Annotated in this window: 20 protein-coding genes; 5 read left to right on the top strand and 15 right to left on the bottom strand. The window is 74.3% G+C overall.

Annotated elements, in window-relative coordinates:
- Positions 1-58: 58 nt before the first annotated feature.
- Complete coding sequence (locus OOT42_RS08175) at positions 59-1,345, bottom strand: deoxyguanosinetriphosphate triphosphohydrolase (RefSeq protein ID WP_273654376.1); 1,287 nt, start codon at positions 1,343-1,345, stop codon at positions 59-61.
- A 129-nt stretch (positions 1,346-1,474) separates the two neighbouring features.
- Between OOT42_RS08175 and OOT42_RS08170 the strand changes: the two genes are divergently transcribed.
- The gene (locus OOT42_RS08170; protein ID WP_273654375.1) at positions 1,475-2,062 is read left to right on the top strand and encodes a hypothetical protein; all 588 of its coding nucleotides are present in this window, start codon (positions 1,475-1,477) and stop codon (positions 2,060-2,062) included.
- Positions 2,063-2,166: 104 nt separating this feature from the next.
- A complete protein-coding gene (locus OOT42_RS08165) occupies positions 2,167-3,171 on the top strand; it encodes an amidoligase family protein (protein WP_423775978.1) in 1,005 nt (334 codons plus the stop codon).
- Between the two features lie 31 nt (positions 3,172-3,202).
- On the opposite strand, the gene OOT42_RS08160 is transcribed toward OOT42_RS08165, so the two are convergent.
- From OOT42_RS08160 to OOT42_RS08130, 7 genes are all read right to left on the bottom strand, one after another.
- Positions 3,203-3,643, bottom strand: a complete 441-nt coding sequence (locus tag OOT42_RS08160) for a type II toxin-antitoxin system VapC family toxin (protein WP_273654374.1) — start codon at positions 3,641-3,643, stop codon at positions 3,203-3,205.
- Positions 3,643-3,870, bottom strand: coding sequence for a FitA-like ribbon-helix-helix domain-containing protein (locus tag OOT42_RS08155; RefSeq protein WP_273654373.1), 228 nt, complete (start codon positions 3,868-3,870; stop codon positions 3,643-3,645). The genes OOT42_RS08160 and OOT42_RS08155 overlap by 1 nt, the downstream gene beginning before the upstream one ends.
- A gap of 50 nt (positions 3,871-3,920) precedes the next feature.
- On the bottom strand, positions 3,921-4,706 hold the full coding sequence (locus OOT42_RS08150) for an aminoglycoside N(3)-acetyltransferase (protein WP_273654372.1): 786 nt from the start codon (positions 4,704-4,706) through the stop codon (positions 3,921-3,923).
- Positions 4,703-6,547, bottom strand: a complete 1,845-nt coding sequence (locus tag OOT42_RS08145) for a glycoside hydrolase family 13 protein (protein ID WP_273654371.1) — start codon at positions 6,545-6,547, stop codon at positions 4,703-4,705. The genes OOT42_RS08150 and OOT42_RS08145 overlap by 4 nt, the downstream gene beginning before the upstream one ends.
- On the bottom strand, positions 6,544-7,473 hold the full coding sequence (locus tag OOT42_RS08140; RefSeq protein ID WP_273654370.1) for a sugar ABC transporter permease: 930 nt from the start codon (positions 7,471-7,473) through the stop codon (positions 6,544-6,546). The genes OOT42_RS08145 and OOT42_RS08140 overlap by 4 nt, the downstream gene beginning before the upstream one ends.
- Positions 7,473-9,101 carry an ABC transporter permease subunit gene (locus OOT42_RS08135; protein WP_273654369.1) on the bottom strand — a complete coding sequence of 543 codons (1,629 nt, stop codon included), beginning with the start codon at positions 9,099-9,101 and terminating at the stop codon, positions 7,473-7,475. Before OOT42_RS08135 ends, OOT42_RS08140 begins: the two co-directional genes overlap by 1 nt.
- Before the next feature lie 165 nt (positions 9,102-9,266).
- Positions 9,267-10,511, bottom strand: a complete 1,245-nt coding sequence (locus OOT42_RS08130; RefSeq protein WP_273654368.1) for a sugar ABC transporter substrate-binding protein — start codon at positions 10,509-10,511, stop codon at positions 9,267-9,269.
- 214 nt (positions 10,512-10,725) lie between these two features.
- Between OOT42_RS08130 and OOT42_RS08125 the strand changes: the two genes are divergently transcribed.
- Together OOT42_RS08125 and OOT42_RS08120 are read left to right on the top strand one after the other, a co-directional pair.
- A complete protein-coding gene (locus OOT42_RS08125; RefSeq protein WP_273654367.1) occupies positions 10,726-11,769 on the top strand; it encodes a LacI family DNA-binding transcriptional regulator in 1,044 nt (347 codons plus the stop codon).
- Between the two features lie 149 nt (positions 11,770-11,918).
- Positions 11,919-13,694, top strand: coding sequence for a glycoside hydrolase family 13 protein (locus OOT42_RS08120; RefSeq protein WP_273654366.1), 1,776 nt, complete (start codon positions 11,919-11,921; stop codon positions 13,692-13,694).
- Between the two features lie 108 nt (positions 13,695-13,802).
- On the opposite strand, the gene OOT42_RS08115 is transcribed toward OOT42_RS08120, so the two are convergent.
- The 7 genes from OOT42_RS08115 to OOT42_RS08085 all read right to left on the bottom strand — a co-directional run bounded on the left by OOT42_RS08115 (position 13,803) and on the right by OOT42_RS08085 (position 21,376).
- Entirely contained in the window at positions 13,803-15,398 is a 1,596-nt protein-coding gene (locus OOT42_RS08115; protein ID WP_273654365.1) for a SpoIIE family protein phosphatase, read from the bottom strand.
- A complete protein-coding gene (locus OOT42_RS08110; RefSeq protein WP_273654364.1) occupies positions 15,395-17,107 on the bottom strand; it encodes an ATP-binding protein in 1,713 nt (570 codons plus the stop codon). Before OOT42_RS08110 ends, OOT42_RS08115 begins: the two co-directional genes overlap by 4 nt.
- Positions 17,104-18,135 carry an ATP-binding protein gene (locus tag OOT42_RS08105; protein WP_273654363.1) on the bottom strand — a complete coding sequence of 344 codons (1,032 nt, stop codon included), beginning with the start codon at positions 18,133-18,135 and terminating at the stop codon, positions 17,104-17,106. Before OOT42_RS08105 ends, OOT42_RS08110 begins: the two co-directional genes overlap by 4 nt.
- The gene (locus OOT42_RS08100; RefSeq protein ID WP_273654362.1) at positions 18,123-18,536 is read right to left on the bottom strand and encodes an ATP-binding protein; all 414 of its coding nucleotides are present in this window, start codon (positions 18,534-18,536) and stop codon (positions 18,123-18,125) included. The genes OOT42_RS08105 and OOT42_RS08100 overlap by 13 nt, the downstream gene beginning before the upstream one ends.
- A complete protein-coding gene (locus OOT42_RS08095; protein WP_273654361.1) occupies positions 18,533-18,937 on the bottom strand; it encodes an STAS domain-containing protein in 405 nt (134 codons plus the stop codon). The genes OOT42_RS08100 and OOT42_RS08095 overlap by 4 nt, the downstream gene beginning before the upstream one ends.
- Complete coding sequence (locus tag OOT42_RS08090) at positions 18,937-19,788, bottom strand: STAS domain-containing protein (protein WP_273654360.1); 852 nt, start codon at positions 19,786-19,788, stop codon at positions 18,937-18,939. The genes OOT42_RS08095 and OOT42_RS08090 overlap by 1 nt, the downstream gene beginning before the upstream one ends.
- Before the next feature lie 142 nt (positions 19,789-19,930).
- Positions 19,931-21,376: an alpha-amylase gene (locus OOT42_RS08085; protein WP_273654359.1), complete on the bottom strand. Its 1,446-nt coding sequence runs from the start codon at positions 21,374-21,376 to the stop codon at positions 19,931-19,933.
- An 88-nt stretch (positions 21,377-21,464) separates the two neighbouring features.
- Between OOT42_RS08085 and OOT42_RS08080 the strand changes: the two genes are divergently transcribed.
- Positions 21,465-22,370 carry a carbohydrate kinase family protein gene (locus OOT42_RS08080; RefSeq protein WP_273654358.1) on the top strand — a complete coding sequence of 302 codons (906 nt, stop codon included), beginning with the start codon at positions 21,465-21,467 and terminating at the stop codon, positions 22,368-22,370.
- Positions 22,371-22,376: the final 6 nt, after the last annotated feature.

Here is a 22,376-nt window from a genome sequence, read left to right as displayed (position 1 = left end):
TCGCGCGAGGTCGTCCGGCCCGCCCGCGACGCCGTTCGCCCGGGCGCGCGGCCCGGGCTCAGTGCCGCGGCGGGTGGACGAGCCGCGCGTGCATCTCCGCGGCCGACACGTCCGTGAGCGACGCCACCTGGTCGACCACGACCCGCAGCCGTGCGGCGTCGTCGGGGGCCTGCGCCCAGTCGGCCGCGAACGGCGGCTCCAGGGCCAGCGGCGCGCGGTCCGACATGACGCGCACGAGGTCGGTGAGCACCTCGCGCTGCCGGTGGTAGAGCGGCTCGAGCTCACGCGGCGCCATGACGTAGGCGACCGCGAGCCCCTTGAGCACGAGGATCTCGGCCGTCGTGCCGATCGGCACCACGAGGTTCGCGGCGTAGCGGGTCAGCGGACCGTCGCCGTACTCGGCGCGCGTCGCGGTCTGCGCGGCCTTCGCGAACCGGCCGATGAGCTGGCTCGTGGCGTCCTTGAGCATCGCGAGCGCGCCGCGGGACCCGTCGAACGCGGGCGTCGCCCACAGGTGCGCGGCGACGAGGCGGTCCATCGCGTCGTGCAGGCCGTTCTCGTCGACCGCGTCGCCGTACCAGGTCTGCACGGCCTCGACGACGCGCGCCCGCTCGTCCGGGCGGGTCAGCACGCCGAGGTCGAGGCGCCCGCCGACGACCGCGTCCTCGACGTCGTGCACCGAGTAGGAGATGTCGTCCGCCAGGTCCATGACCTGCGCCTCGAGGCACTTGCGGCCGGCGGGCGCGTCCTCGCGCAGCCACGCGAACACCGGCAGGTCGTCCTCGTACACGCCGAACTTGTGCGTCGGCCGGCCGCTCGCGGCGCTCACCGGCCCCTGGCCGAACCGCCACGGGTACTTGACCGACGCGTCGAGGCTCGCGCGCGTGAGGTTGAGGCCGACCGTCCGACCGTCGGGCCCGACGACCTTCGGCTCCAGGCGCGTCAGCAGGCGCAGCGTCTGGGCGTTGCCCTCGAAGCCGCCGATCCCGCGCGCGATGTCGGCGAGCGCGCGCTCCCCGTTGTGCCCGAACGGCGGGTGGCCCAGGTCGTGCGCGAGGCACGCGGTGTCGACGATGTCCGGGGCGCAGCCGAGCGCCTTGCCGATCTCCCGGCCGACCTGCGCGACCTCGAGCGTGTGGGTCAGCCGCGTGCGCACGAAGTCGTCCGAGGACGGCCCGAGCACCTGCGTCTTCGCACCCAGCCGGCGCAGCGCCGACGAGTGCACGATCCGCGCACGGTCCCGCTCGAACGCGGTGCGCTCGCGCGACTTCGGGGCCTCGGGCACCCACCGCTCACGGTCGGCGTCGACATAGCCGTCGAGTTCGAGCACGTCAGGGGCGGTCACGGGTCTAGGGTATCGACCGCCAGGGCGGCCCCACCCGACGGTGACGCACGTCGCACGCGGGACGGACGCGGCCGGGCGTCGGTCGCGTCGGGCAGGCGCGATCGTCCCACGCGCTCTTCCGGAGGTCCGATGAAGCCCCTCGCGAGCACCACCCGTTCCCCCCGCCGCACCGCCGCGATCGGCGTCGTCGCGGCCACCCTCACCGTCGGCGCGACCGGGGCCGCGTACGCGCTCGCGCAGAACGCCGGCGCGCCCGACACCGCGGTGGTGTCCGCGGGCGGCCCGGTCGAGGCCGACGAGGTGGCCGCGCCGGTCGTCGTCGACCGCACGCCGACACCCGTCCCGGGCGAGGAGGAGTACACCCAGGAGCGGGCCGACGCGTTCTGGGCGGCGGGGTACCACCTGGAGGACGCGAACGCGCTGGCCGACCTGTGGCAGGTCCCGGTCCTCGAGGCGAAGGGCCGCGCCGGGCAGATGCTCCTCGACGGGCAGCCGGTGCCGGTCGCCCCGGGCTCCTCGCTCGACATGACCGACCCGGCGACCGTCGCGGCGCTCGCCGCGGTCGCGTTCTGGGACGCCGGGTACACCGCGGAGGACGGCGCGGCGCTCGCGGCGCTCTGGTCGGTCGACGTCTACGACGCGAAGGCGACCGCCGGGCAGATGCTGCTCGACGGGCAGGCGCTGCCGATCCCGCCGAGCGGGACGCCGGTCTCCTGACGGCCACGACGGGCCGCGACGCCGGCGCGACCGGGTCGACCGGCCTCGCCTGGCGGACCGGCTTCGAGGTCGAGCTCCTCGCCCCGGTCGGTTCCGACCGTCAGGTGCTCGCGGAACGCATCGCCGCCGACCACGGCGGCCACGTCGTCCGGTCGTTCCACACCGACACCGAGCCGTCCCCGGTCGCAGGTGTCGACACGTTCCGGCACCTGTCCCCCGCGTTCGACGTCCGCGACGTGTCGGGGGCAACCGTCGCACGCCTGGTCGACGACGTGACGATCCGCGCCGACCTGGCCGGCGCGACGGTCCGGGGGCACCGCGGCTGGTACCGCGTGCTCAGCGACGACGGGCGTCTGCTGCGGCTCGTCGAGCGGCACACCGACCCGTCGGCGTCCCTCGCGTCCGTCCTGGCGCCGGTGGCGGCGCTCTTCGGCGTCGAGGCCGAGGTGCGTGCCGACTCGGCGCGGGTGAACGACGCGTCGGGGGCGACGGTCGCGGTGGCGCTGCCGCTGCCGCCCGGGCGCGAGCGACCGTGCGAGGTCGTCACGCCGCCGCTCGTCGCCCGGCACGAGGAGGCGCTGCGCCGCCTCCTGGCGCCCGCACGTGCGCTGGGCTTCACCGTGCCCCACGAGGCCGCGGTGCACGTGCACGTCGACGCCGCGCCGTTCCGACGCCCCGCGGCGTTCGCGAACGTGGTCCGGCTGTTCGGGTGGTGGCGCGAGCACCTGGGGGCCGCGCTCGGCACCAATCCCGCGTGCCGCCGTCTGGGGCCGCTGCCCGCGGACCTGCTGGACCTGGTCGAGCGCGCGCCCGCCGACGGGCCGGCGCAGTGGGAGACGCTCGCGGTCGACGCGCGGTCGACGGGACTGACGAAGTTCGCGGACGCCAACCTCACGCAGGTCGTCGCGGCGCACCCGCTGCGGGACACGCTCGAGGTCCGGATCCTTCCGGGCTCGGTCGACGAGCGCGCGATCGTCCGCGACGCCGCCCTCGTCGAGGCCCTGCTCCGCCGCTGCCTCGACGACCGCCCGCTCCCCCGGCCCGACGCGGGCACGCCGACCGACGCGCGGACCGCGCTCCTCGACCTCGCGAGCGACGCCCGGGCCTGACCGCGTCAGCGTCGGGATCCCCGCGGTCGGCTCAGTCGACGCCGGCCGGCCGGACCGCCTCGTCCGCGTGCCACGGGTCCAGCGTCCGGAGACCCAGCGGGCTGACGTGACGCACGTTGCGCGTGACGAGCGTGAGCCCGTTCGCCTCCGCGACCGCGGCGATCTGCGCGTCGTCCACCGGCGCGGCCTCGGGCACGGGGTACCGGGCGAGGATGCGCGCCGCCGCGAGGTCGAAGGGAAGCACCCGATCGGCGAACGCGGGGAGCACGTGCTCGCGGAACCACCGTCGGAGCACGTCGCCCTGGGCGTGGTCGGTGCGCTCCTTGCGCAGGACGCCGCGCTCGATCTCGGCGATCGTGAACGCCGCCACGAACTGGTCGGCGAGCGCGACCGTGCCGGCCCACGTCGCGACCCGGGGGTTGCGTGCGGGCACCCGCAGCGCCGAGACGACGTTCGTGTCGAGCAGGTACATCAGAGGTCGGCGACGCGCGCGGTCGAGCCGAGGCGCTCAGGCTCGAAGTCGATCTCGGCGCTCTCGGGCATCGCCAGCAGGTCGACGAGCGACGTCGGGTCCCGGTCCAGGGCGTCCTGGAGGATGGCGCGCGCCTCGGCCTCCATCGACCGTCGGTGCGCCGCCGCCCGCGCCGCCAGCCTCGCCTTGGTGCCGCCCGGCATGTTGCGGATGAGGATCTGCTCCACCCCTCACCTCCCGATATCGAAGGGATGATATCGGGATCGCTCCGACGCCGCTACGTGCGGGTGCGGGCGAACCAGTCGGCGGCGAGGTCGACGAGGCGGCGGACGCGGGCGAGGCGCGCGGTCGCCGCGCCCACGGTGCCGACGGTCTCGTGGCCGGTCGCGGCGAACACCGCACCGACGGTCTCGAAGTCGGCGTCCTCGACGACGGGCTCGTCGAACGACACCCACTCCCGACCGCCGTCGACGAGGAGCGGGGCGCCGTTGCGGACGGTCGGCAGCGGGACGCCGGAGCGGGCCTCGGCAAGGTGCAGCGACGTGCACTTGTCGTAGCCGACGCCCAGCAGCAGGACCTGCGCGTCGAGCGCGTACAGCGCGGCGAGCGGCGAGCCCTCGCCCACGGGGTCGTCGAGGTCGTGCCGCGCGAGCACCTCGGTCGCGCGGGGGCCGTGCGCGACGAACGAGCGGTGCGGGTGAGCAGAGCGCTGAGTCCCCGGCAGGGTGCGCAGCGCCTCGACGACCAGCCCCATCGTGCGGGTCGGCGTCCACGCCGGGTCGTAGACGGGCAGCGCAGCGCGCACCTCGTCGTACCGCGACGGCGGCACCGACGGGTCGCCGAGGTAGGCCGGGTCGCAGAGCTGCCAGGACTGCGAGGGCATGACGAGCGTGCCGTCCGGTCCGAGCGCGTCGAGCAGCGCGCGCACGACCGCCTGCTCGCCGCCGACGACCACGCCGAGCCGCGACAGCGACGCGTGCGCGATCAGCACTCCCCCGGGCTCGACCCCGAGCGCGCGCAGGTCGCGCTCGAGGTCGGCGCCCAGGACGAGCGGGCGGGTCACGCCAGGCGCCACACGGACACGCCGGGCCCGTCCCCGCCGACGCGCAGCGCGTCGGGTGCGACGTCGAGCGTCCCGTCGCCGTACAGCCGCTCGACGGTCGCACCCGGCGGCACGAGGTGCGGCGGCAGGTCGGTGCCCGCCCACGGCGCCCGGGCCGCGACGACGAGCACGCGCTCGTCGGCCGTCTCCCGCAGGTACGCGAGCGCGTCGTCGGCGACGACGGCCCAGCGCAGGCCGCCCTCGCGCAGCGCGCGAGACGAGCGCCGCAGCGCGATGAGCGACCGGTAGGTCTCGAACGTGCGGGCGTCCCAGCGGTCACCGCCGCCGGCCTCGATCTGGTCCCACGGCATCGGCACGCGCGCGTGCTCGCCGTTCGTGCCGGTCGCACCGCCCTCGTCGCCCGCGAACAGCGCGGGCGTGCCCGGGTAGGTGAACAGCAGCCCGGCGGCGACCTCGACGAGGCGCGGGTCGCCGACGACCGTCCGCAGGCGCGGGGTGTCGTGCGAGCCGAGCATGTTCCACTGCCGCGCGGTGACCTTCCACGGCACGGTCGCGTCGAACTCGCGCATGGTCTCGACGACGGACACGCCGCCGCGGCGCGGGATCGTCGTCGGGACGCCGAGGAAGTCGAGCGTCGTCGCAGGGTCGACGAGCCACGTCCACAGCGGCTTGGTGAACGCCGAGTAGTTCATGTTGACCTGCCAGCCCTCGCCGGTCAGGTCGCCCGCGGCGTCGTGGAAGTGCTCGCTCACGAGCACCGCGTCGGGGTTGAGCTCGGTCATGGTCGCGCGCACGGTCCGGGCGACCTGGTGCGTGAAGTCGTCGGACGCGTACCGGCCGGTCATGTTGGCGACGTCGATGCGCCAGCCGTCGAGCGCGAACGGCTCGCCGAGCCAGCGGCCGATCACCGAGCCGGGGCCGTCGACCATCCGCCGGGCGAGCGCCGACGAGCCGTAGTTGAGCTTGGGCAGCGACGGGACGTCGAGCCAGGCGACGTAGCCGAGGTCGGACTCCTTGTCCCAGTAGTAGAACTCGGCCTCCTCCGAGGACCGGTCCCTAAGCGCGTGCTCGAACCACTCGTGCGCGACGCCCGTGTGGTTCGTCGTGAAGTCGCCCACCAGACGCATGCCGCGGCCGTGCAGCGCGCGCCGCAGCGAGACGAGCGCCTCGTCACCGCCGAGCAGCGGGTCGACGTGGTCGAACGTCCGCGCGTCGTACCGGTGGTTCGACTGCGAGGGGAAGACGGGCGTCAGGTAGACGGTGTCGACGCCGAGCCGCTGCAGGTGGTCGATCCGCTGCTCGATGCCGAGCAGGTCGCCGCCGTACAGCTGCACGGGCGTCGACGGCCCCCGGCCGATCGGCTCGTCGTCCCAGTCCGCGGGCTCGGCCCAGTCGGGGAACGCCCGCTCGACGCCCGACCGCGCGAACCGGTCCGGGAAGATCTGGTAGACGACCGCCGACGACGTCCACGCGGGCGCGGGCTCGTGCACGGTGAGCCGGAAGTCGGCCGCGTCGGGCACGTCGCGGGAGAACAGCCCGCGCCCGTTGAGCCAGCGGTAGCCGCCGGGCTCGTCGAGCAGCGCGCGGTACGTCGTCACCGGGTTGTGCACCGGGACGTCCGCGACGTACCAGCGCTCGTGCGCGTCGGCGCGGTCGAGCCGCGCCTGCACCATGCGCGGCTCGGCGTCGCGCACGGTCCGCACCCACAGCGCCCGCTCGGTGGCGGACGCCGGCACGCGGAACCGGACGGGCACGACGTCGCCGAGGGCGGGGGTGCCCTGCGCGACGTAGATCTCGGAGCCGTCGTGGTGGGGCTGGTCGAGCAGGTGCGTCACGGTCATCCCTTCACCGCGCCCTGGGTCAGGCCGGAGACGATGTAGCGCTGGAGGAACTGGAACAGGAGCACGACGGGGATCGCGGCGAGCACGGCACCGGCCGCGAACACGCCCCAGTACTCGGAGAACCGCTGGCTCACGTACTGGTAGAGGCCGACGGCGAGCGTCTGCGACTCGGGGTCGACCAGCACGATCGACGCGATGAGGAAGTCGGAGAACACCCCGACGAACGACAGCAGGCCGACGACCGCGAGGATCGGCGCGACGAGCCGCAGGATGATCGCGAAGAAGATCTGCGCGTGGCTCGCGCCGTCGATCTTGGCGGCCTCGTCGAGCTCCTTCGGGACCGTGTTGAAGAAGCCGTACATGAGGTACGTGTTCACGCCGAGCGCGCCGCCGAGGTACACGAGGATCAGGCCGAGCGGCGAGCCGAGGCCGATCGCCGGGAAGACCTCGCGCAGCGTCACGAGCAGCAGGAAGATCGCGACGTACGCGAGCACCTGCGGGAACATCTGCAGCAGCAGGAGCGACAGCAGCCCGCCGCGTCGGCCGCGGAAGCGGAACCGCGAGAACGCGTACGCGGCCGCCGCACCGAGCAGGACCGTGCCGATCGACGTGGTCGTCGCGATGACGATCGTGTTCGCGAACCAGCGCAGGTACGGGTGCACCGGGTCGCTCAGCAGGTCGACGTAGTTCTGGAACGAGATGCTCGAGAACAGCTTGTTGGAGCCCGTGAGCGAGCCGGTCGGGTTCAGCGACGACGACAGCACGTACAGGATCGGGATGAAGCAGAAGACGAGCACGGCCCAGGTGACGACGTGACGCCAGCCGAGCTCGCGCCACCAGCGCGCGCCGCGCGGGGTCGTCTCGTTGCCGTCGGGGCGCAGGCCGGTGTCGGTGGTCCCGCCGGCGGGGAGCGTCGTGGCAGCCATCAGTTCAGGTCCTCCAGGGCGCGGGTCTTGCTGAAGGTGGCCGCCGAGATCGAGGCGACGATGAGGAAGATGAGGATCGACACCGCGCACGCGAGCCCGTACTGGCGGTTCACGCCGCCGAACGCGAGCCGGTAGACGAACGTGATGAGGATGTCGGTGGCGCCGACGTCGACCGGTGCCGACAGGTCGTCGGGCCCGCCCTCGGTGAGCAGGTAGACGACGTTGAAGTTGTTGAAGTTGAACGCGAACGACGAGATGAGCAGCGGCGCGGTCGAGACCAGCAGCAGCGGCATGGTGAGCGACCGGAACAGGCGCAGCGGCTTGGCGCCGTCGATCTTCCCGGCCTCGTAGATCTCGTTCGGGATCGACTGCAGGGCGCCCGTGCAGATGAGGAACATGTACGGGAACCCGAGCCACAGGTTGACGACGAGGACCGAGACCTTCGCGAGCCACGGGTCGGTGAGCCACGGGATGCTCGCGCCGCCCAGCAGCGTCGCGTTCACGAAGCCGAAGTCACGGTTGAGCATGCCCTGCCACACGAGCGCCGTGAGGAACGCCGGGAAGGCGTAGGGCACGATCAGCAGCGAGCGGTAGATCTTGCGGCCGCGGACCTTCGGGTGGTTGAGCACGATCGCCATGAACAGGCCGAGCCCGAACGTCAGGACGACCGACAGAATCGCGAACGCGAACGTCCACAGCAGCACGCCGACGAACGGCCCTGCGAGCTTGGAGTCCGTGAAGACGCGGCTGAAGTTCTCGAAGCCGACGAAGACCTTCCAGCCCGTGCCGAGCTGCGAGCCGTCCTCGGCGACGAACGCGCCCTGGTCCTCGTCGGCGGTGTAGACGTCGCCGGTCGCCGTGTTCGTGATCGTGCCCGCGGCCTCGTCCCACTCCATCGTCGAGACGTAGACGTAGCCGGTGGAACCGTCGGGCGTGCGCACGCTGCCGTCGTTCGGGTCGTCGGAGATCGGGACCCGCAGCGCGAAGATCTCGTCCTGCCGCTCGAGCACCTGGTCGAACTGCAGCGTCTCCCAGCCGTCGACCGACGCGACGCGCCCGTTCTCGAGCGTCGCGTCGACGGGGTGCAGCGGGTCCTCGGCCGTGCCGAGCTCCGCGTCGCCCTCGCCGTCGACGACCGCGAAGCCGAGCTCGTCGCCGTTCACGACGACGGTCAGCGGGTAGGTCGGCGAGTCCGGGAGGCGCGCCTCGTTCTGCACGAGGATCGCCTCGACCGCGTCCGCCTGCGTCGAGTTGTGGCCGTCGCCGTAGTTCGTGAAGGCCGTGAAGCCCGTGTAGAGGACGACGAACACCTGGTACACGAGCAGGAAGATCAGCCCGGGCACGAGGTACTTCGCCGGGAGCATCTTCTTGGAGAAGTAGACGACGTTCACCGCGACGAGCGCGACGACGAGGAACGCGACGATGCCCCACTGGCCGAGCGCGCCCGCGGCGAGGATGCCGTAGACGCCGAGCGCGTCGACGAGGGCCACGAGGACGGTCTTGACCCAGAACCCGCGGGTCAGGTCCTGCCGGCTCCACCAGTTCCCCGTGGGCCGCGGCGACGGCCCCGGCGGTGCCGGCGGTGCGGGTGAGTCCGTGCGGGCAGGGCGGGTCGACGTGTCCGTCATGGGGTGCTCCGGAGATCGGCGGTGATCGGCGCGCACGGCGCGCGGGGGCTGCTCGGCGCGGTCGGGCCGGGCGGGAGCGCGCGCGGGGCGTGCGGCGCAGGGGGCGCGCTGGTGCGCGCGGGTCCGGCGACCCGGCCGCGGTGGGCCGGGTCGCCGGACGGGTGCTCAGCTCGCGGCGATCTTGCCGGCGATCGAGGCGGTCATCTGGTTCCAGAGCGCCGTCGGGTCGCCCTGCTGGTTGACGAGCGCGACCTCGGTGGCGCCCCAGTCGGCCCAGACGGTGTCCATCGCGGGGATCGACGGCATCGGGACGCCGTCCTTGCCGACCTCGGCGAACCCGCCGACGATCGGGTCGTCGCCGATCTCGTCGAGCGCCGACTGCAGCGCCGGGGCGCGGCCGCCCACCTCGTACATGGCGAGCTGGACGTCCTTGGTGCCGAGGTAGTTGACGACGAACTCGTTCGCGAGGAGCGCGTTCTTCGACTTGGCGGAGATGAAGAAGCCCTGCACGCCGACGAACGGCTGCGACGGCTGGCCACCGGCGGACGGCACCTTCTCGATGCCGACGTTGATGCCGGCGCTGACGAAGTCGCCGACGTTCCACGGGCCGGTGATCATGTACGGCGCCTGGCCGTTGATGAACGCCTCCTTGGCGACGTCACCGGAGAGCGACGTGTTGAGGACGCCCTCGGCGCCGAGCTTGGCGACGTACGCGGCGAACGCGCGGCCGCCGTCGGAGTCCATCGCGAGCTGCGACGCGTCGTACGCGCCGTCCGCGTCGGTGCCGAAGACGGGGGCGCCGAACGACGTCTGCAGCGGGTACATGTGGTACGGGTCGCCGGTCTTCTCGTCCTGCTGGATGAGGACCGAGTACTGCGTGCCGGCCGCCTTGGCCTGCGTCACGAGCTCGTCGAACGTGGCGGGCGTCGCGTCGGGGACGAGGTCCTTGTTCTTGACGAGCGCGATGTTCTCGACGGAGTACGGCAGGCCGTACAGCGTGCCCTCGTAGCTCATGGCCTGCGTCGAGACAGGGAGGAAGTCCTCCGCCTTGTCGCCGAGCTCGATCGGCGCGACGACGCCGTTCTGGACGAGCTTGCCGAGCCAGTCGTGCGCGCCGACGATGACGTCGGGGCCCTGGCCGGTCGGCGCCTGCGAGATGAAGTCGTCGCGGATGTCGCCGAAGTCCTTCTGGACCAGCTTGACGGTGACGCCCTTCTCCTTCTCGAAGGTGGTCGCCACCTCCTTGACCGGGCCGGACCGGGTGTCGTCGACCCAGACGGTGAGGGTGCCCGCGTTCGCCGCGGACGACTCGGACGCGTCGTCCGTCGTCTCGCCGGACGAGCCCGAGCACGCAGCGAGCGTCAGCGCGAGGCCGAGGGTCGCTGCGACGACAGGGATGCTCCGTCGCATCGTGTCTCTCCAAGGGGGTGCAGAGGGAGTGCCCGCTCCGGCGGGAACTCCACCGACGCTGGCCTGGTGCGACGGAAAACTACGTCGTTGCAACGCGCGTTGCAAGTCGTTACGGTAACTTTCAGGCAACGGTTACAGCGGCTTCCCCAGCGGGCTCGCCTCGACCACGAACAGCCCAGGACGAGGAGGTCCCGTGTCCCTTACGCTGCCACCCGTGCGCACCCGTCTGACGGACCTGGCCGAGCAGGCCGGAGTCAGCACGGCGACCGTGTCACGGGTCCTCAACGGCAAGCACGGCGTGTCGGCCCAGGCGCGACAGGCCGTGCTGGCGGCCCTCGACGTGCTCGGGTACGAGCGACCCGAGAAGCTGCGCACCCGCTCCGCCGGCCTCGTGGGGCTCGTCGTCCCCGAGCTCTCCAACCCCGTCTTCCCCGCGTTCGCGCAGGTCATCGAGACGATGCTCACCGAGCGCGGCTACACCGCGGTGCTGTGCACGCAGTCACCCGGCGGCACGACCGAGGACCAGTACGTCGAGATGCTCCTCGAGCACGGCGTCGACGGGATCGTCTTCGTCTCGGGCCTGCACGCCGACACGACCGCGAGCAAGGACCGGTACCACCGGCTGCGCAGCCGCGGGCTGCCCGTCGTGCTCGTCAACGGCTGGGCCGAGGGCGTCGACGCCCCGACCGTGTCGACCGACGACGCCGCCGCGCTCGACCTCGCGTTCCGGCACCTCACGTCGCTCGGCCACCGCAGCATCGGCCTCGCGATCGGCCCCGACCGGTTCGTGCCCGCGCGCCGCAAGCGCGAGGAGTTCGCGGTCAACCTGCAGCGCCACCTCGGCGTCGACGACCCCACCGGGCACGTCGTGTCGACGCTGTTCACGGTCGAGGGCGGCCAGGCCGCGGCGCTCGACCTCATCGACTCCGGGCACACCGCGATCATCTGCGGCTCCGACCTCATGGCGCTCGGCGCCATCCGGGCGGCCCGGTCACGTGGGCTCTCCGTGCCGGGCGACGTCTCCGTCGTCGGGTTCGACGACTCGCCGCTCATCGCCTTCACCGACCCGCCCCTGACGACCGTGCGCCAGCCGGTCCAGGCCATGGGTCACGCCGCCGTGTCCGCGCTCGTCGCGGAGATCAGCGGAACCCCCGCGTCCCGCACCGAGCTCATGTTCCACCCCGAGCTCATCGTGCGCGGCTCGACGGGCGCCGCACCCACGAACGGGTCCCCGGCGGCCGGTCCGGCACCCGCCTGACCGGCCGGCTTGCCGCACCCCGGCAGCCGCTGCCTACCCTGGTCCGACCCGGAGCCCTGCCTGGCCCGCCCCACCGGCCATCCACCCGCACCGCTCCTCCGGCGACGACGCCTCCCCTCCCGAGAACCACCCGAAAGAGGCATGCCCGCATGACGACGCTCGACTCCCGGCCCCTGCACACCCTCGTGCACGCCCCCGGCACCCCCGACGCCGAGTGGTGGCGCACCGCGGTGATCTACCAGGTCTACCCGCGGTCGTTCGCCGACGCGTCGGGCGACGGCGTGGGCGACCTCCCCGGCATCACCTCGCGCCTCCCGCACCTCGCCGAGCTCGGCGTCGACGCGGTCTGGCTGTCGCCGTTCTACCGCTCCCCGCAGGCCGACGCGGGCTACGACGTCGCCGACTACCGCGACGTCGACCCCCTGTTCGGCACGCTCGCCGACTTCGACGCGCTGCTGTCGCGCGCCCACGAGCTCGGCCTGCGCGTGATCGTCGACCTCGTCCCCAACCACACGTCCGACGAGCACGCGTGGTTCGTCGAGGCCATGGCCGCCGGCCCCGGCTCCGCCGCGCGCGAGCGCTACCTGTTCCGCGAGGGCCGCGGCGAGCACGGCGAGGAGCCGCCGAACAACTGGCAGTCGATCTTCGGCGGCCCCGCGTGGACCCGCACGACGAACGCCGACGGCACGCCCGGCCAGTGGTACCTGCACCTGTTCGACTCGCGGCAGCCCGACCTCAACTGGGAGCACCCCGAGGTCCGCGCCGAGTTCGAGGACGTCCTGCGGTTCTGGCTCGACCGGGGCGTCGACGGCTTCCGGATCGACGTCGCGCACGGCATGGTCAAGGAGCCGGGCCTGCCCGACTGGGACGGGCACGTGTCGATGATCGAGGGCGTCGACGAGGTCGACGGCCACGAGGCCGTGCCGGCCGAGGCGGACGACCCGTCGCGGGCGGACGAGGTCACCGGGTCGGGCAACCGCGGCCCGATGTTCGACCAGGACGGCGTGCACGAGATCTACCGCGCGTGGAACCGCGTCCTCGCCGAGTACACGGGCGACCGTGCGCTGGTCGCCGAGGCGTGGGTCGAGCCGCTGTCGCGACTCGCGCTGTACGTGCGCCCCGACGAGATGCAGCAGGCGTTCAACTTCGCGTTCCTCGCGACCCCGTGGGACGCGCCGCAGCTGCGTGACGTGATCGAGGCGTCGTACGTCACGTCCGACGGCGTCGGCGCGCCGACCACGTGGGTGCTGTCGAACCACGACGTCGTACGGCACGCGTCGCGGCTCGGCCTGTCGGTCCCCGGCTCGCGCCCGAACGGCATCGGCGTCGGCGACGAGCAGCCCGACGAGGCGCTCGGCCTGCGCCGGGCGCGCGCGGCGACGCTGCTCATGCTCGGCCTGCCGGGGTCGGCGTACCTGTACCAGGGCGAGGAGCTCGGCCTGCCCGACCACACGGCGCTCGACGACGGCCTGCGTCAGGACCCGGCGTTCTTCCGTACGCGCGGCGCCGAGCGTGGCCGCGACGGCTGCCGCGTGCCGCTGCCGTGGGCGGCCGGCGAGGAGGGCTTCGGCTTCTCCCCCACCGGCGTCACGTGGCTGCCCCAGCCCGCGTCGTGGGCCGCCTACGCGCTCGACGCGCAGCGCGGCGTGGCCGGCTCGACCTACGAGACGTACCGCGCCGCGCTCGCGACACGCCGCACCGAGCTGCTCGGCTCCGGCGGGCTCGCCTGGGTCGCGGGCTTCGGCGACGACGTGATCGCGTTCGTCAACCGCGAGGTGCTGGTCGTCGCGAACCTGGGCGCCGAGGCCGTCGTCCTGCCGCCGGGCACCGAGGTGCTGCTGGCGTCGGGCGACACCGCGACCGACGCCGACGGCGCCGTGCTCGTCCCGTCCGACACGACCGTCTGGGCCCGCGCGACCGCGTGAGCCCATCGCCGCCCCGGGCGGCGCGCCGACCACGGTGCGCCTCCCGGGGCGGTCGTGCGTCCGGGCGGCGGCCGGGCGGTCGCCCCGGCGGTGGTCCGGCGGCGGCCGTCAGGCCTCGGTCGTGGGGTTCCGCTCGCCCGTGAGGTGCACGGCGAGGACCGCGACGTCGTCGCTGCGCTCGGCGGAGTCGAACTGGCCGAGGAGCACGTCGCACAGCTCGCCGGGGTCGAGGGTGCCGGCCTGCGTCACGACCTCCGCCATGCGCGCGAGCGAGTCGGCCATGTGGCCCGAGCGGCGCTCCAGCAGGCCGTCGGTCACGAGGACGAGCGTCGCCGGACCGGACGACGGCACCGTCGTCGTCCGGCGCTCGGTCGGCAGCCGGACACCGAGCAGGGGCGACGACCCCGTCACGAACCGCGCGCCGTCGGCGGTCACGAGCAGGGGCGGCAGGTGTCCCGCGTTGACGAGGTCGAGGCTCCCGTCGCCCAGGTCGACGACCGCGACGCACACCGTCACGAGCTCGGGGTGGCTGCGGATGAGGAGCTCGTTGAGCAGGTCGAGCGCGCGTGCGGGCGGGTGGCCCTCGACGAGGTACGCGTGCAGCGCGAACCGGAGCTGCGCCATGACCGTCGCGGCACGCAACGAGTGGCCCTGCACGTCGCCGATCACGACCGCGACCTTGCCGTCGGGCAGCTCGAGCGCGTCGTAGAAGTCACCCCCGACGCTGAGCTGCGCGTCGGACGCGCTGTACCGCGCCGCCATCCGGACCCCCGGCGGTGTCGGGAGGCTGTGCGGCAGCATCGAGCGCTGGAGCGTCAGGGCGATGTGGTGCTCCTGCGCGTACGACCGCAGCGTGCCGATCGCGCCGGTCAGCGCCTCGCCGAGCTGCTGGGCCAGGTCCGCGTCCTCCGGCCCGAGCGACCCGTCCGGCGTCGCGACCGCGAACCCGCCGAGGTGCCGTCCCGACGCGTCGTGCAGGGGCGTGACGTGCCACCCGGTCGCCGCGACGCCGGCGCGGTCCAGCATCTCGCGCCAGACGCCGGGGGTGTCCTGCACCCTCCAGGTGTAGGGCGACGTCGCCTCGGGCTCGGCCGCCGGGGCGAGCAGCCGGCCGCGGACGACGGCCCGGCCCGGTCCCGGGCTCACGACCCGCGTCGCCATGCCGTCGGACGCCGACGCGACCACCACGACCGCCGCGCCGAAGACCGTCGCCGCACCCTGCGCCGCTGCGGCCACGAGGTCGTCGAGCGAGCGCGCCGCACCGAGGGGCACGACCGCGGCCGTGAGGTCGGCGAGCCGCCGCGCGTGCTCGGTGATGCCGCGCCGTGCCGCGTGCGACCGGCACAGGCCGGCCACGGTCGCGAGGAACTCGTCGCGGTCCAGCGGCTCGATCAGGTAGGCGTCGGCGCCGCGCTCCAGGCCGGAGGTGCGGGCGCGGGCGTCGATGCTGGTCGCGGAGACGTGCACGACAGGGACCGCCGTGGTCGTGTCGGCCTTGATCACCTGGCAGACGTCGAACCCCGACATGTCGGGGAGGTTCACGTCGAGCACGACCGCGTCGTGCCCGGCGACCGCGTCGAGCGAGTCGCGGCCCGTCGCGGCCTCGGTCACCTGGTAGCCGGCGCGGCGCAGCCAGCTCGCCATGACGTAGCGGTGCGCCTCGGTGTCGTCGACGACCAGGACGCGGGCGGTCGCGTCGCTCACGGCGCCTCCCCCGTCGCACCGCGGAGCACGTCCGTGAGGCCGTCCGCGTCGAGCGCGGTCTTGGCGACGAACGGCACCCCCGTCACGGGCGGCTCGTCGAGCGTCGACATGAGGACGACGGGCAGCGCCGACCAGCGGTCGTCCGCGCGGATGGCGTGCAGCGCGGCGACCCCGTCGACGCCGGGCATGCGCACGTCCATGAGCACCACGTCGGCGGAGCCGGCAGCGAGCACGTCGAGCGCCTCGGCGCCGTCGCGCGCCTCGACGACCTCCGCCGCGGACGACGCGAGCAGCCCACGCACGACGGCGCGCGCCGCGTCGTCGTCGTCGACGACCAGCACACGCCCGAGCGACGGCGGCGCGGTCCGCTCGAGCGTCAGCGTGAACGTGCTGCCCTCCCCCAGCACGCTCTCGACGCGCAGCGACCCGCCCAGCGCCTCGGCGACCCGCCGCGCGTACGGGAGCCCGAGACCCGTGCCCTTCGCGGACGGCTGCAGGCGGTTCGGCACCTGGAAGAACTCCTCGAACACCGTGTCGAGGTGCTCCGAGGGGATCCCGAGGCCGGTGTCCCGCACGGCGACCGCGACGACGCCCTGCTCGGGCACCGTGACACGGACGTCGACCGTGCCGGCGTCGGTGAACTTCGCGGCGTTGGTCAGCAGGTTGCGCAGCACCCGGCCGAGCAGCTCGGCGTCCGTGTGCAGGTCGACACCCGCCGGGACGTCCACGCGCAGCGCGACGCCCGGCCGCAGCAGCGGGCGCACCGTGCCCTCGAGGTCGCCGAGCAGCGCCCCCAGGTCGACGCGCACCCGGCGGACGTGCTGGCGTCCGGACTCGGCCCGCGCGAGGTCGAGCAGCTCGTTGACCATGCCGAGCAGGGCCCGCGCGCTCGAGTCGAGGTAGCCGACCTGGATGCGCTGGTCCGCGTCCAGCACGCCCTCGGCGAGCAGGGACGCGAGGCCGAGGATCGAGTTCACGGGCGCGCGCAGCTCGTGGCTCACGCTGCGCAGGAAGCGCGTCTTCGCGTCGTTCGCGGCCGCGAGCTGCCGGCCCCGCTCGTCGAGCTCCGCGTAGAGCGCGACGACGCCGCTGTTCGTCTCCTCGAGCTCGTCGGAGAGCTGCGTGTACATCGCGAGGACACCGCGGTTGGTCTCCTCGAGCTCCTCGTTGGCGCGCACGAGGTCCTGCTCGCGGGCCGCGAGCGCCTCCAGCGCCCGGACGAGCTCCGTGTTCTGCACGCGCAGCTCGTCGAGCGCGTCCGCGGACCGCGGACGGGACAGCGCCGCGCGGACCGCGTCGAGCCGGGCGGGCGAGAGCGACCGGGCGTCGGCCAGCGCCTTGCGCAGCACGACCACGCGCGTGCCGTCGGGCTCGGTCACGACGTCCACCCGGTCGACGAGCCGCTGCGCCGCGGCCACGCCCGCGACGTCGGCGCGACCGCCACCGGCGGGCGCCGGCCGGCCGAGGACCCGCACGACGAGCTCGGGCGCGCCCGCGGCGACGTCGACCTCCAGCACCGCACGCCCGTCCGCACCGCCGGCCACCTCGCGCCCGACCTCCGACAGCGCCGTGGCCAGGCGTACCTGGTCCTGACCGTCGAGACCCAGCAGTCCCGCGGCCTCCCGGCCGACCTGGCGGAGCAGGACGACGTCGCCGTCCGTGAGCAGGTCGACCGCGCCGAGGCGGCGCACCGCCGACCCGGGCGTCACGCGGGCACCGCCCCGGCGGCGCGCGCGACCACCACGCTCGCGTCGTCGCGTCGCACGCCGAAGTCGCGGAGCAGGACCGACGCCGTGACCAGCGACGACCGGGCGAGCAGGCCCGGGTACGTGCCGAGGTCGTGGCGGTCCGTCACGCCGTCGCTGTGCAGGACGACCACGGCGCCGGGAGCCAGCGGGTAGACGGTCTCCCGGAGCGTCCGGGCCTGGGCGCCGGCGATCCCGGGGTGGCTGATCATGCCGCGCCGCGCGGCGCCGTCGAGGACGACCCCGGCGATGTTCCCGACCCCGGCGTACCGGACCTCGCCGACGTCGAGCCGGGCGACGGCGACGGCCGCGCCCCGCGTGCCGGACAGCGCGCGGTGCACGGTCGTGAGCAGTGCGAGCGGTCCGCCGGGTGCCGCCCCACGGAACGCCCGGACGGCCTCGTTGCTCGCGGCGGCCGCGAGCGGTCCGTGCCCGAGCCCGTCGGCGAGCATGACGGTGAGGACGCCGTCGTCGTTGCGGATGGCGTACGCGTCCCCGCACACGTCCTGGCCGGTCATCGGGCGGGTCAACCCGACGGCCGCGGGCACGCCGGGCGGCTCGGCGCCCTCGTCGGCGAAGGCCGCCGCGATGACGGTCCCCGAGCCCGGTCGGGACCAGATGTCCCACGACGACGCGAGCCGTGAGAGCGTGCCGAGCCCGATGCCGAGCGTCCCCGTCGACGACACGCCGTCGGTGAGTGACGCGGCGACGTTCACCATGCCCGGGCCGGAGTCGACGGCGACGGCCTCGACGACCGGCCCGGCGGTGGCGTGCCGCACCCGCAGCAGCAGCGACCCCGAGCCGGCGTGGTTGATCTGGTTCGCGGTCAGCTCCGCGACGACGAGCGCGACCTCGCCGGCACGCTGCTCGGCCATCCCGACGCGCCGGGCGAGCGCCGCGGCGGCGCGTCGCGCGGTCCCCGTCGCGCTCACGTGGTCGACGGTGACCCAGGCGACGTCCTCGACGGTGCCGTCCGCGCTCACCGCGACCACGAGGCGATCACCACGCGCGTGCCACGGCCCGGGGCGGTGTCGATCTCGAAGTGCTCGACGAGCCGCCGCGCACCCGAGAGCCCGAGGCCGAGGCCGCTGCCGCTCGTCCAGCCGTCGGTCATCGCGAGGTCGAGGTCCGGGATGCCGGGGCCGTCGTCGCGGAACTCGACGCGGACGCCGGTGCGACGGCCGTTCGTCTCGACGGACAGCAGCGCCTCGCCCCCGCCGCCGTAGATCAGCGTGTTGCGCGCGAGCTCGCTCGCCGCGGTGACGAGCTTCGTCTGGTCGACGAGCGACAGCCGCGCCCCCTGGGCGAGCCCGCGCACGGCCTGCCGCACGCGCACGACGTCGCCGTCGGACGTGATGGCGAGCCGCTCGGACGTCGCCGGGTCGGCTGTCACGCGGGCTCGTCGGGCGCGAGCGCGAGGAGCAGCGACTCGGGGGCGTCCTCGTCCGCGGGCTGCAGGAGGCGCAGGCCCTTCTCGACGTCGAGCGCGGTCCGCACACCGTCGAACGACAGCCCGAGCTCGACCATCGTGATCGCGACCGCCGGCCGCATGCCCACGACGACCGTCGTGGCGTCCAGCACGCGCGAGATGCCCGCGATCGACGAGAGCATCCGTCCGATGAAGCTGTCGACGATCTCCAGCCCGGAGATGTCGATGAGGACGCCGCGCGCACCGGTCTGCGTGATCCGCTCGGCGAGGTCCTCCTGCAGCTGCAGCGCGGACTGGTCCTGCAGGTCGACCTGGATGGAGACGAGCAGCGTCGAACCGAGCTTGAGGATCGGGACGTTGTCCATCAGGCGCCCGTCGCCCCGGCGGTCGCCGTGCGCGCGGCCCCGTTCGCACGGAGCGCGGCGACGAGCGCGTCGGCGAGGGTCGCCTTGGTGCGGATGTCGCCGAACTCGATGCCGAGCGCGACGATCGTCTGCGCGATCTGCGGGCGGATGCCGCTGATCGTGCACTCCGCGCCCATGAGGCGTGCCGCGACGACCGTCTTGAGGAGGTGCTGCGCGACCTGCGTGTCGACCGCGGGAACGCCGGTGATGTCGATGATCGCGTGCTCCGAGCCGGTGTCGACGAGCGTCTGGAGCAGCTTCTCCATGACGACCTGCGTGCGCGCGGAGTCCAGCGTGCCGACGAGCGGGACCGCGACGATGCCCTCCCACAGCTTCACGACGGGCGTCGACAGCTCGAGGAGCTGCTCGGCCTGCTCGCTGATGATGGCCTCGCGCGCGGCGGCGAACGACTCGAACGTGAACAGTCCCAGGTCGTCGACGAGGCGCAGCAGGCCGGTCACGTCGTCGACGCGCTCGGCGTCGCCCGTGCCCGCGACCGCGTAGAGCCCCTCCTTGAGGGCGAACACGCCGACCGCCGTCTCGCGCGGCGTGAAGCCGAGACGCGCGCGGGCCGCCGACAGCTCGCTCAGCACGCTGCGCAGCGAGTCGAACGCCGGGTGCTGGATGGTCTCGCCGCCCGCGAGCAGGCCGTCGACGAGCGCGTCGAAGATCTCCGACTGCTCGCGCTCGGCCTCGGCGCGTGTGATGCGTCCCTGCAGCTCGGTGACGACGCGGTCGAGCCAGGCCGTCCCGATCTCGGAGCGCCGGTCCTGGAGGATCGCGGCGAGGCGGGCGGCGTCGGCTGCGGGCATGGGTGCTCCGATCGGGGACGTGTTCACGCGCGCACGACGAGAGGCGCGAGGGGGCGGCGCCGTGACTCTACAGCGCCCGTCGCGTGCCCACCCGACGGGTGGGTGGTGTCGCCCGGTCGGCCGACCGCAGGGGTCCGGCCGGTCAGCCGGTGCGGCCGACGTGCCAGGCCCGCGCGGTCTGCGCCGGGACGTCGACGGACACCCGCCCGTCCTCGACACGCGTCGCCGCGCAGTCGTCGGGGGTGTCCGTCAGCACGTCACAGTAGTCGCCGTCGGGCAGGCGCGTGACCAGCACCGTCGTCAGCGGCTCGTCGCCCGCGTTGACGACGACGAGCCCGCGGTCGCCGCGTCCGACGGCGACCGCGTCGCCGCGCGACCAGACGTCGACCACGGGTGCGTCGCCGACGACGGCGCGCCACCGGACCATCGCCTCGACCTGCGGCCAGCGGTGCTGGCAGACCCAGTCGCCGTCGACGCGCGTGACGTCCGGACCGGGCGCGGGACCGCATCTCGCGTCGAGCACGCGCCCGTCGGCGTCCTGGAGGGGGCCGGCGTCCCGGTCGGTGAAGGCGTAGCCCGAGTGCACGACGGGCGTGCCGTAGGCGCCGGCGAGCATGAGCACGTGCGCGAGCGCGTACGGCGCGCCGTCGGCCGCCGAGAGCGTCGACCCGTTGCGCTCGGTGTCGTGGTTGGCGACGAAGACGACCGCGTCGGCGGACGGCACGAAGCCCGGGCCCGAGCCGAGGTCGAGCGCGACGGACGGCGACCCGCCGCCGAGCGCGCCCGCGAGGCCGTCGGCGTACGCGAACTCGAGGACGGGGCCGTTGCCGAGGTACTCCTCGGGGCTGATCGGCTCGCCCGCGCCGCGGATGACCTCCTGCACGACGCCCGTCCCGTCGGGGAGCGGGTCGAGGATCGCGGCGACGTCCTGCGGCGCCATGTGCTTGGCGGCGTCGACCCGGAAGCCGTCGACGCCGAGCGACAGCAGGTCCTCGAGGTAGGCCGTGAGCAGGGCGCGCACGCGCGGCGAGCCGGTGTCGAGGTCGGCGAGGTTGACGAGCTCGCACGTCTGCACCTGCGCGACGTCCTGGTAGTCCTGCACGTCGTCGGTCGGGGTGAGGCCGCACCGGTGGAAGTCGGCCGGGCCGAACGGACCGGCGGAGTCGTGCGTGTACGGCGTGCCCGCCCAGCCCGTGCCGGGCTCGTCCTGGCCGGTCATGTGGTTGAGGACGGCGTCCGCCCAGACCTCGACGCCCGCGTCGTGGCACGCGCCGACCATCGCCGCGAACTCGTCCCGCGTGCCGAGCCGGGAGTCGATGCGGTGGCTCACGGGCTGGTAGGACGTCCACCACGGCGTCCCGCGGACGTGCTCCTGCGGCGGCGACGTCAGCACCCACCCGTACCCGGCGGGGCCGAGCACGTCGGTGCACTCGGCGGCGATCGCGTCCCACGACCACTGGAAGAGCTGGACGCCGACGTCGGTGCGCTCGGGGGCCGGCGGGGCGCCCGGGCCGCACGCGGCGAGCGGGGTCGCGGCGAGGGCGACCAGGGCCAGCGCGCGGGCGCGCCGGGAGGTCGGGTGCGTCATCGTCACCACCGTCGAACGGGCTGCAACGCGTTGCAGCAAGTTTCGGGAACGGCTCACCCTAGCGTTGCGGACCACCTACGCTGACCACGTGCCGCGCGTCCTCGTCACCGGTCCTGCCTCGTGGAACACCACGATCCGCCTGCCCGCACTCCCCGAGCCCCGCAGCGCGACGGTCTTCGCGTCGGCCGCCCACGACGGGCTCGGCGGGACCTCGGCCGGCAAGGCGCTCACGCTCGCCGCGCTCGGCCTCGACGTCTCGCTGCGCACGGTCCTCGGCGACGACGAGCACGCCGCCCGCGTCCGCGCCGCGCTCGACCGCCCGCGCGTCACCCTGCACGCCGAGCACGCCGCCGACGGCCGCACCGAGCGGCACGTCAACGTCCTCGCCGACGACGGCTCACGCCTGTCCGTGTACCTCGCGCTGCCGTCCCCCGACCGGCCCGTCGAGCCGATCCCCCACGACGTCCGCGCCCTGCTCGACGGCGCCGCCGCGGCCGTCGTCGACCTCGCCGACCACAGCCGGCCGGTGCTCGCCGCGGCCCGCGCGGCCGGCGTCCCCGTCTGGTGCGACGTGCACGACGACGACGGCACCGCCGGCTACGCCCGCCCGTTCGCCGACGCGGCCGACGTGCTGCTCGTCAGTGCCGACCGCCTCGACGACCCCGCCGCCTACCTCGACCAGGCCGTCCGCGGCGGCGCCCGGCTCGCGGTCTGCACGGCCGGACCGCGCGGCGCGGTGGCGCGCGACGCCGACGGGTGGTGGGACGTGCCCGTCGCACCCGTCGACCGCGTCGTGGACACCGACGGCGCGGGCGACGCGTTCCTCGCCGGACTGCTGCACGGCGTTCTCGACGGCCTGCCGCACCCCGACGCCCTCGCGCGCGCGTCCGCGTGCGGCGCGCTCGCCGTCGGGTCGCCCGGCGTCGGCGCGACCTCGGCGACGCCCGACGCGGTCGCGGCGCTGGCCGCACGCGTCGACGTGCGCGCGCGCTGAGGCACG

Origin of the sequence: Cellulomonas fimi, from assembly GCF_028583725.1 — a bacterium.
Lineage (GTDB): Bacteria > Actinomycetota > Actinomycetes > Actinomycetales > Cellulomonadaceae > Cellulomonas > Cellulomonas fimi_B.
This window is presented reverse-complemented; position numbering and strand designations above follow the sequence as displayed.

What these genes read in the sequence shown, in the direction of transcription:
- OOT42_RS08145 (WP_273654371.1), bottom strand. Translation starts at nt 6,547, where the DNA reads ATGACCGTGACGCACCTGCTCGACCAGCCCCACCACGACGGCTCCGAG.
- OOT42_RS08170 (WP_273654375.1), top strand. Translation starts at nt 1,475, where the DNA reads ATGAAGCCCCTCGCGAGCACCACCCGTTCCCCCCGCCGCACCGCCGCG.
- OOT42_RS08120 (WP_273654366.1), top strand. Translation starts at nt 11,919, where the DNA reads ATGACGACGCTCGACTCCCGGCCCCTGCACACCCTCGTGCACGCCCCC.
- OOT42_RS08160 (WP_273654374.1), bottom strand. Translation starts at nt 3,643, where the DNA reads ATGTACCTGCTCGACACGAACGTCGTCTCGGCGCTGCGGGTGCCCGCA.
- OOT42_RS08090 (WP_273654360.1), bottom strand. Translation starts at nt 19,788, where the DNA reads ATGCCCGCAGCCGACGCCGCCCGCCTCGCCGCGATCCTCCAGGACCGG.
- OOT42_RS08140 (WP_273654370.1), bottom strand. Translation starts at nt 7,473, where the DNA reads ATGGCTGCCACGACGCTCCCCGCCGGCGGGACCACCGACACCGGCCTG.
- OOT42_RS08085 (WP_273654359.1), bottom strand. Translation starts at nt 21,376, where the DNA reads ATGACGCACCCGACCTCCCGGCGCGCCCGCGCGCTGGCCCTGGTCGCC.
- OOT42_RS08095 (WP_273654361.1), bottom strand. Translation starts at nt 18,937, where the DNA reads ATGGACAACGTCCCGATCCTCAAGCTCGGTTCGACGCTGCTCGTCTCC.
- OOT42_RS08135 (WP_273654369.1), bottom strand. Translation starts at nt 9,101, where the DNA reads ATGACGGACACGTCGACCCGCCCTGCCCGCACGGACTCACCCGCACCG.
- OOT42_RS08130 (WP_273654368.1), bottom strand. Translation starts at nt 10,511, where the DNA reads ATGCGACGGAGCATCCCTGTCGTCGCAGCGACCCTCGGCCTCGCGCTG.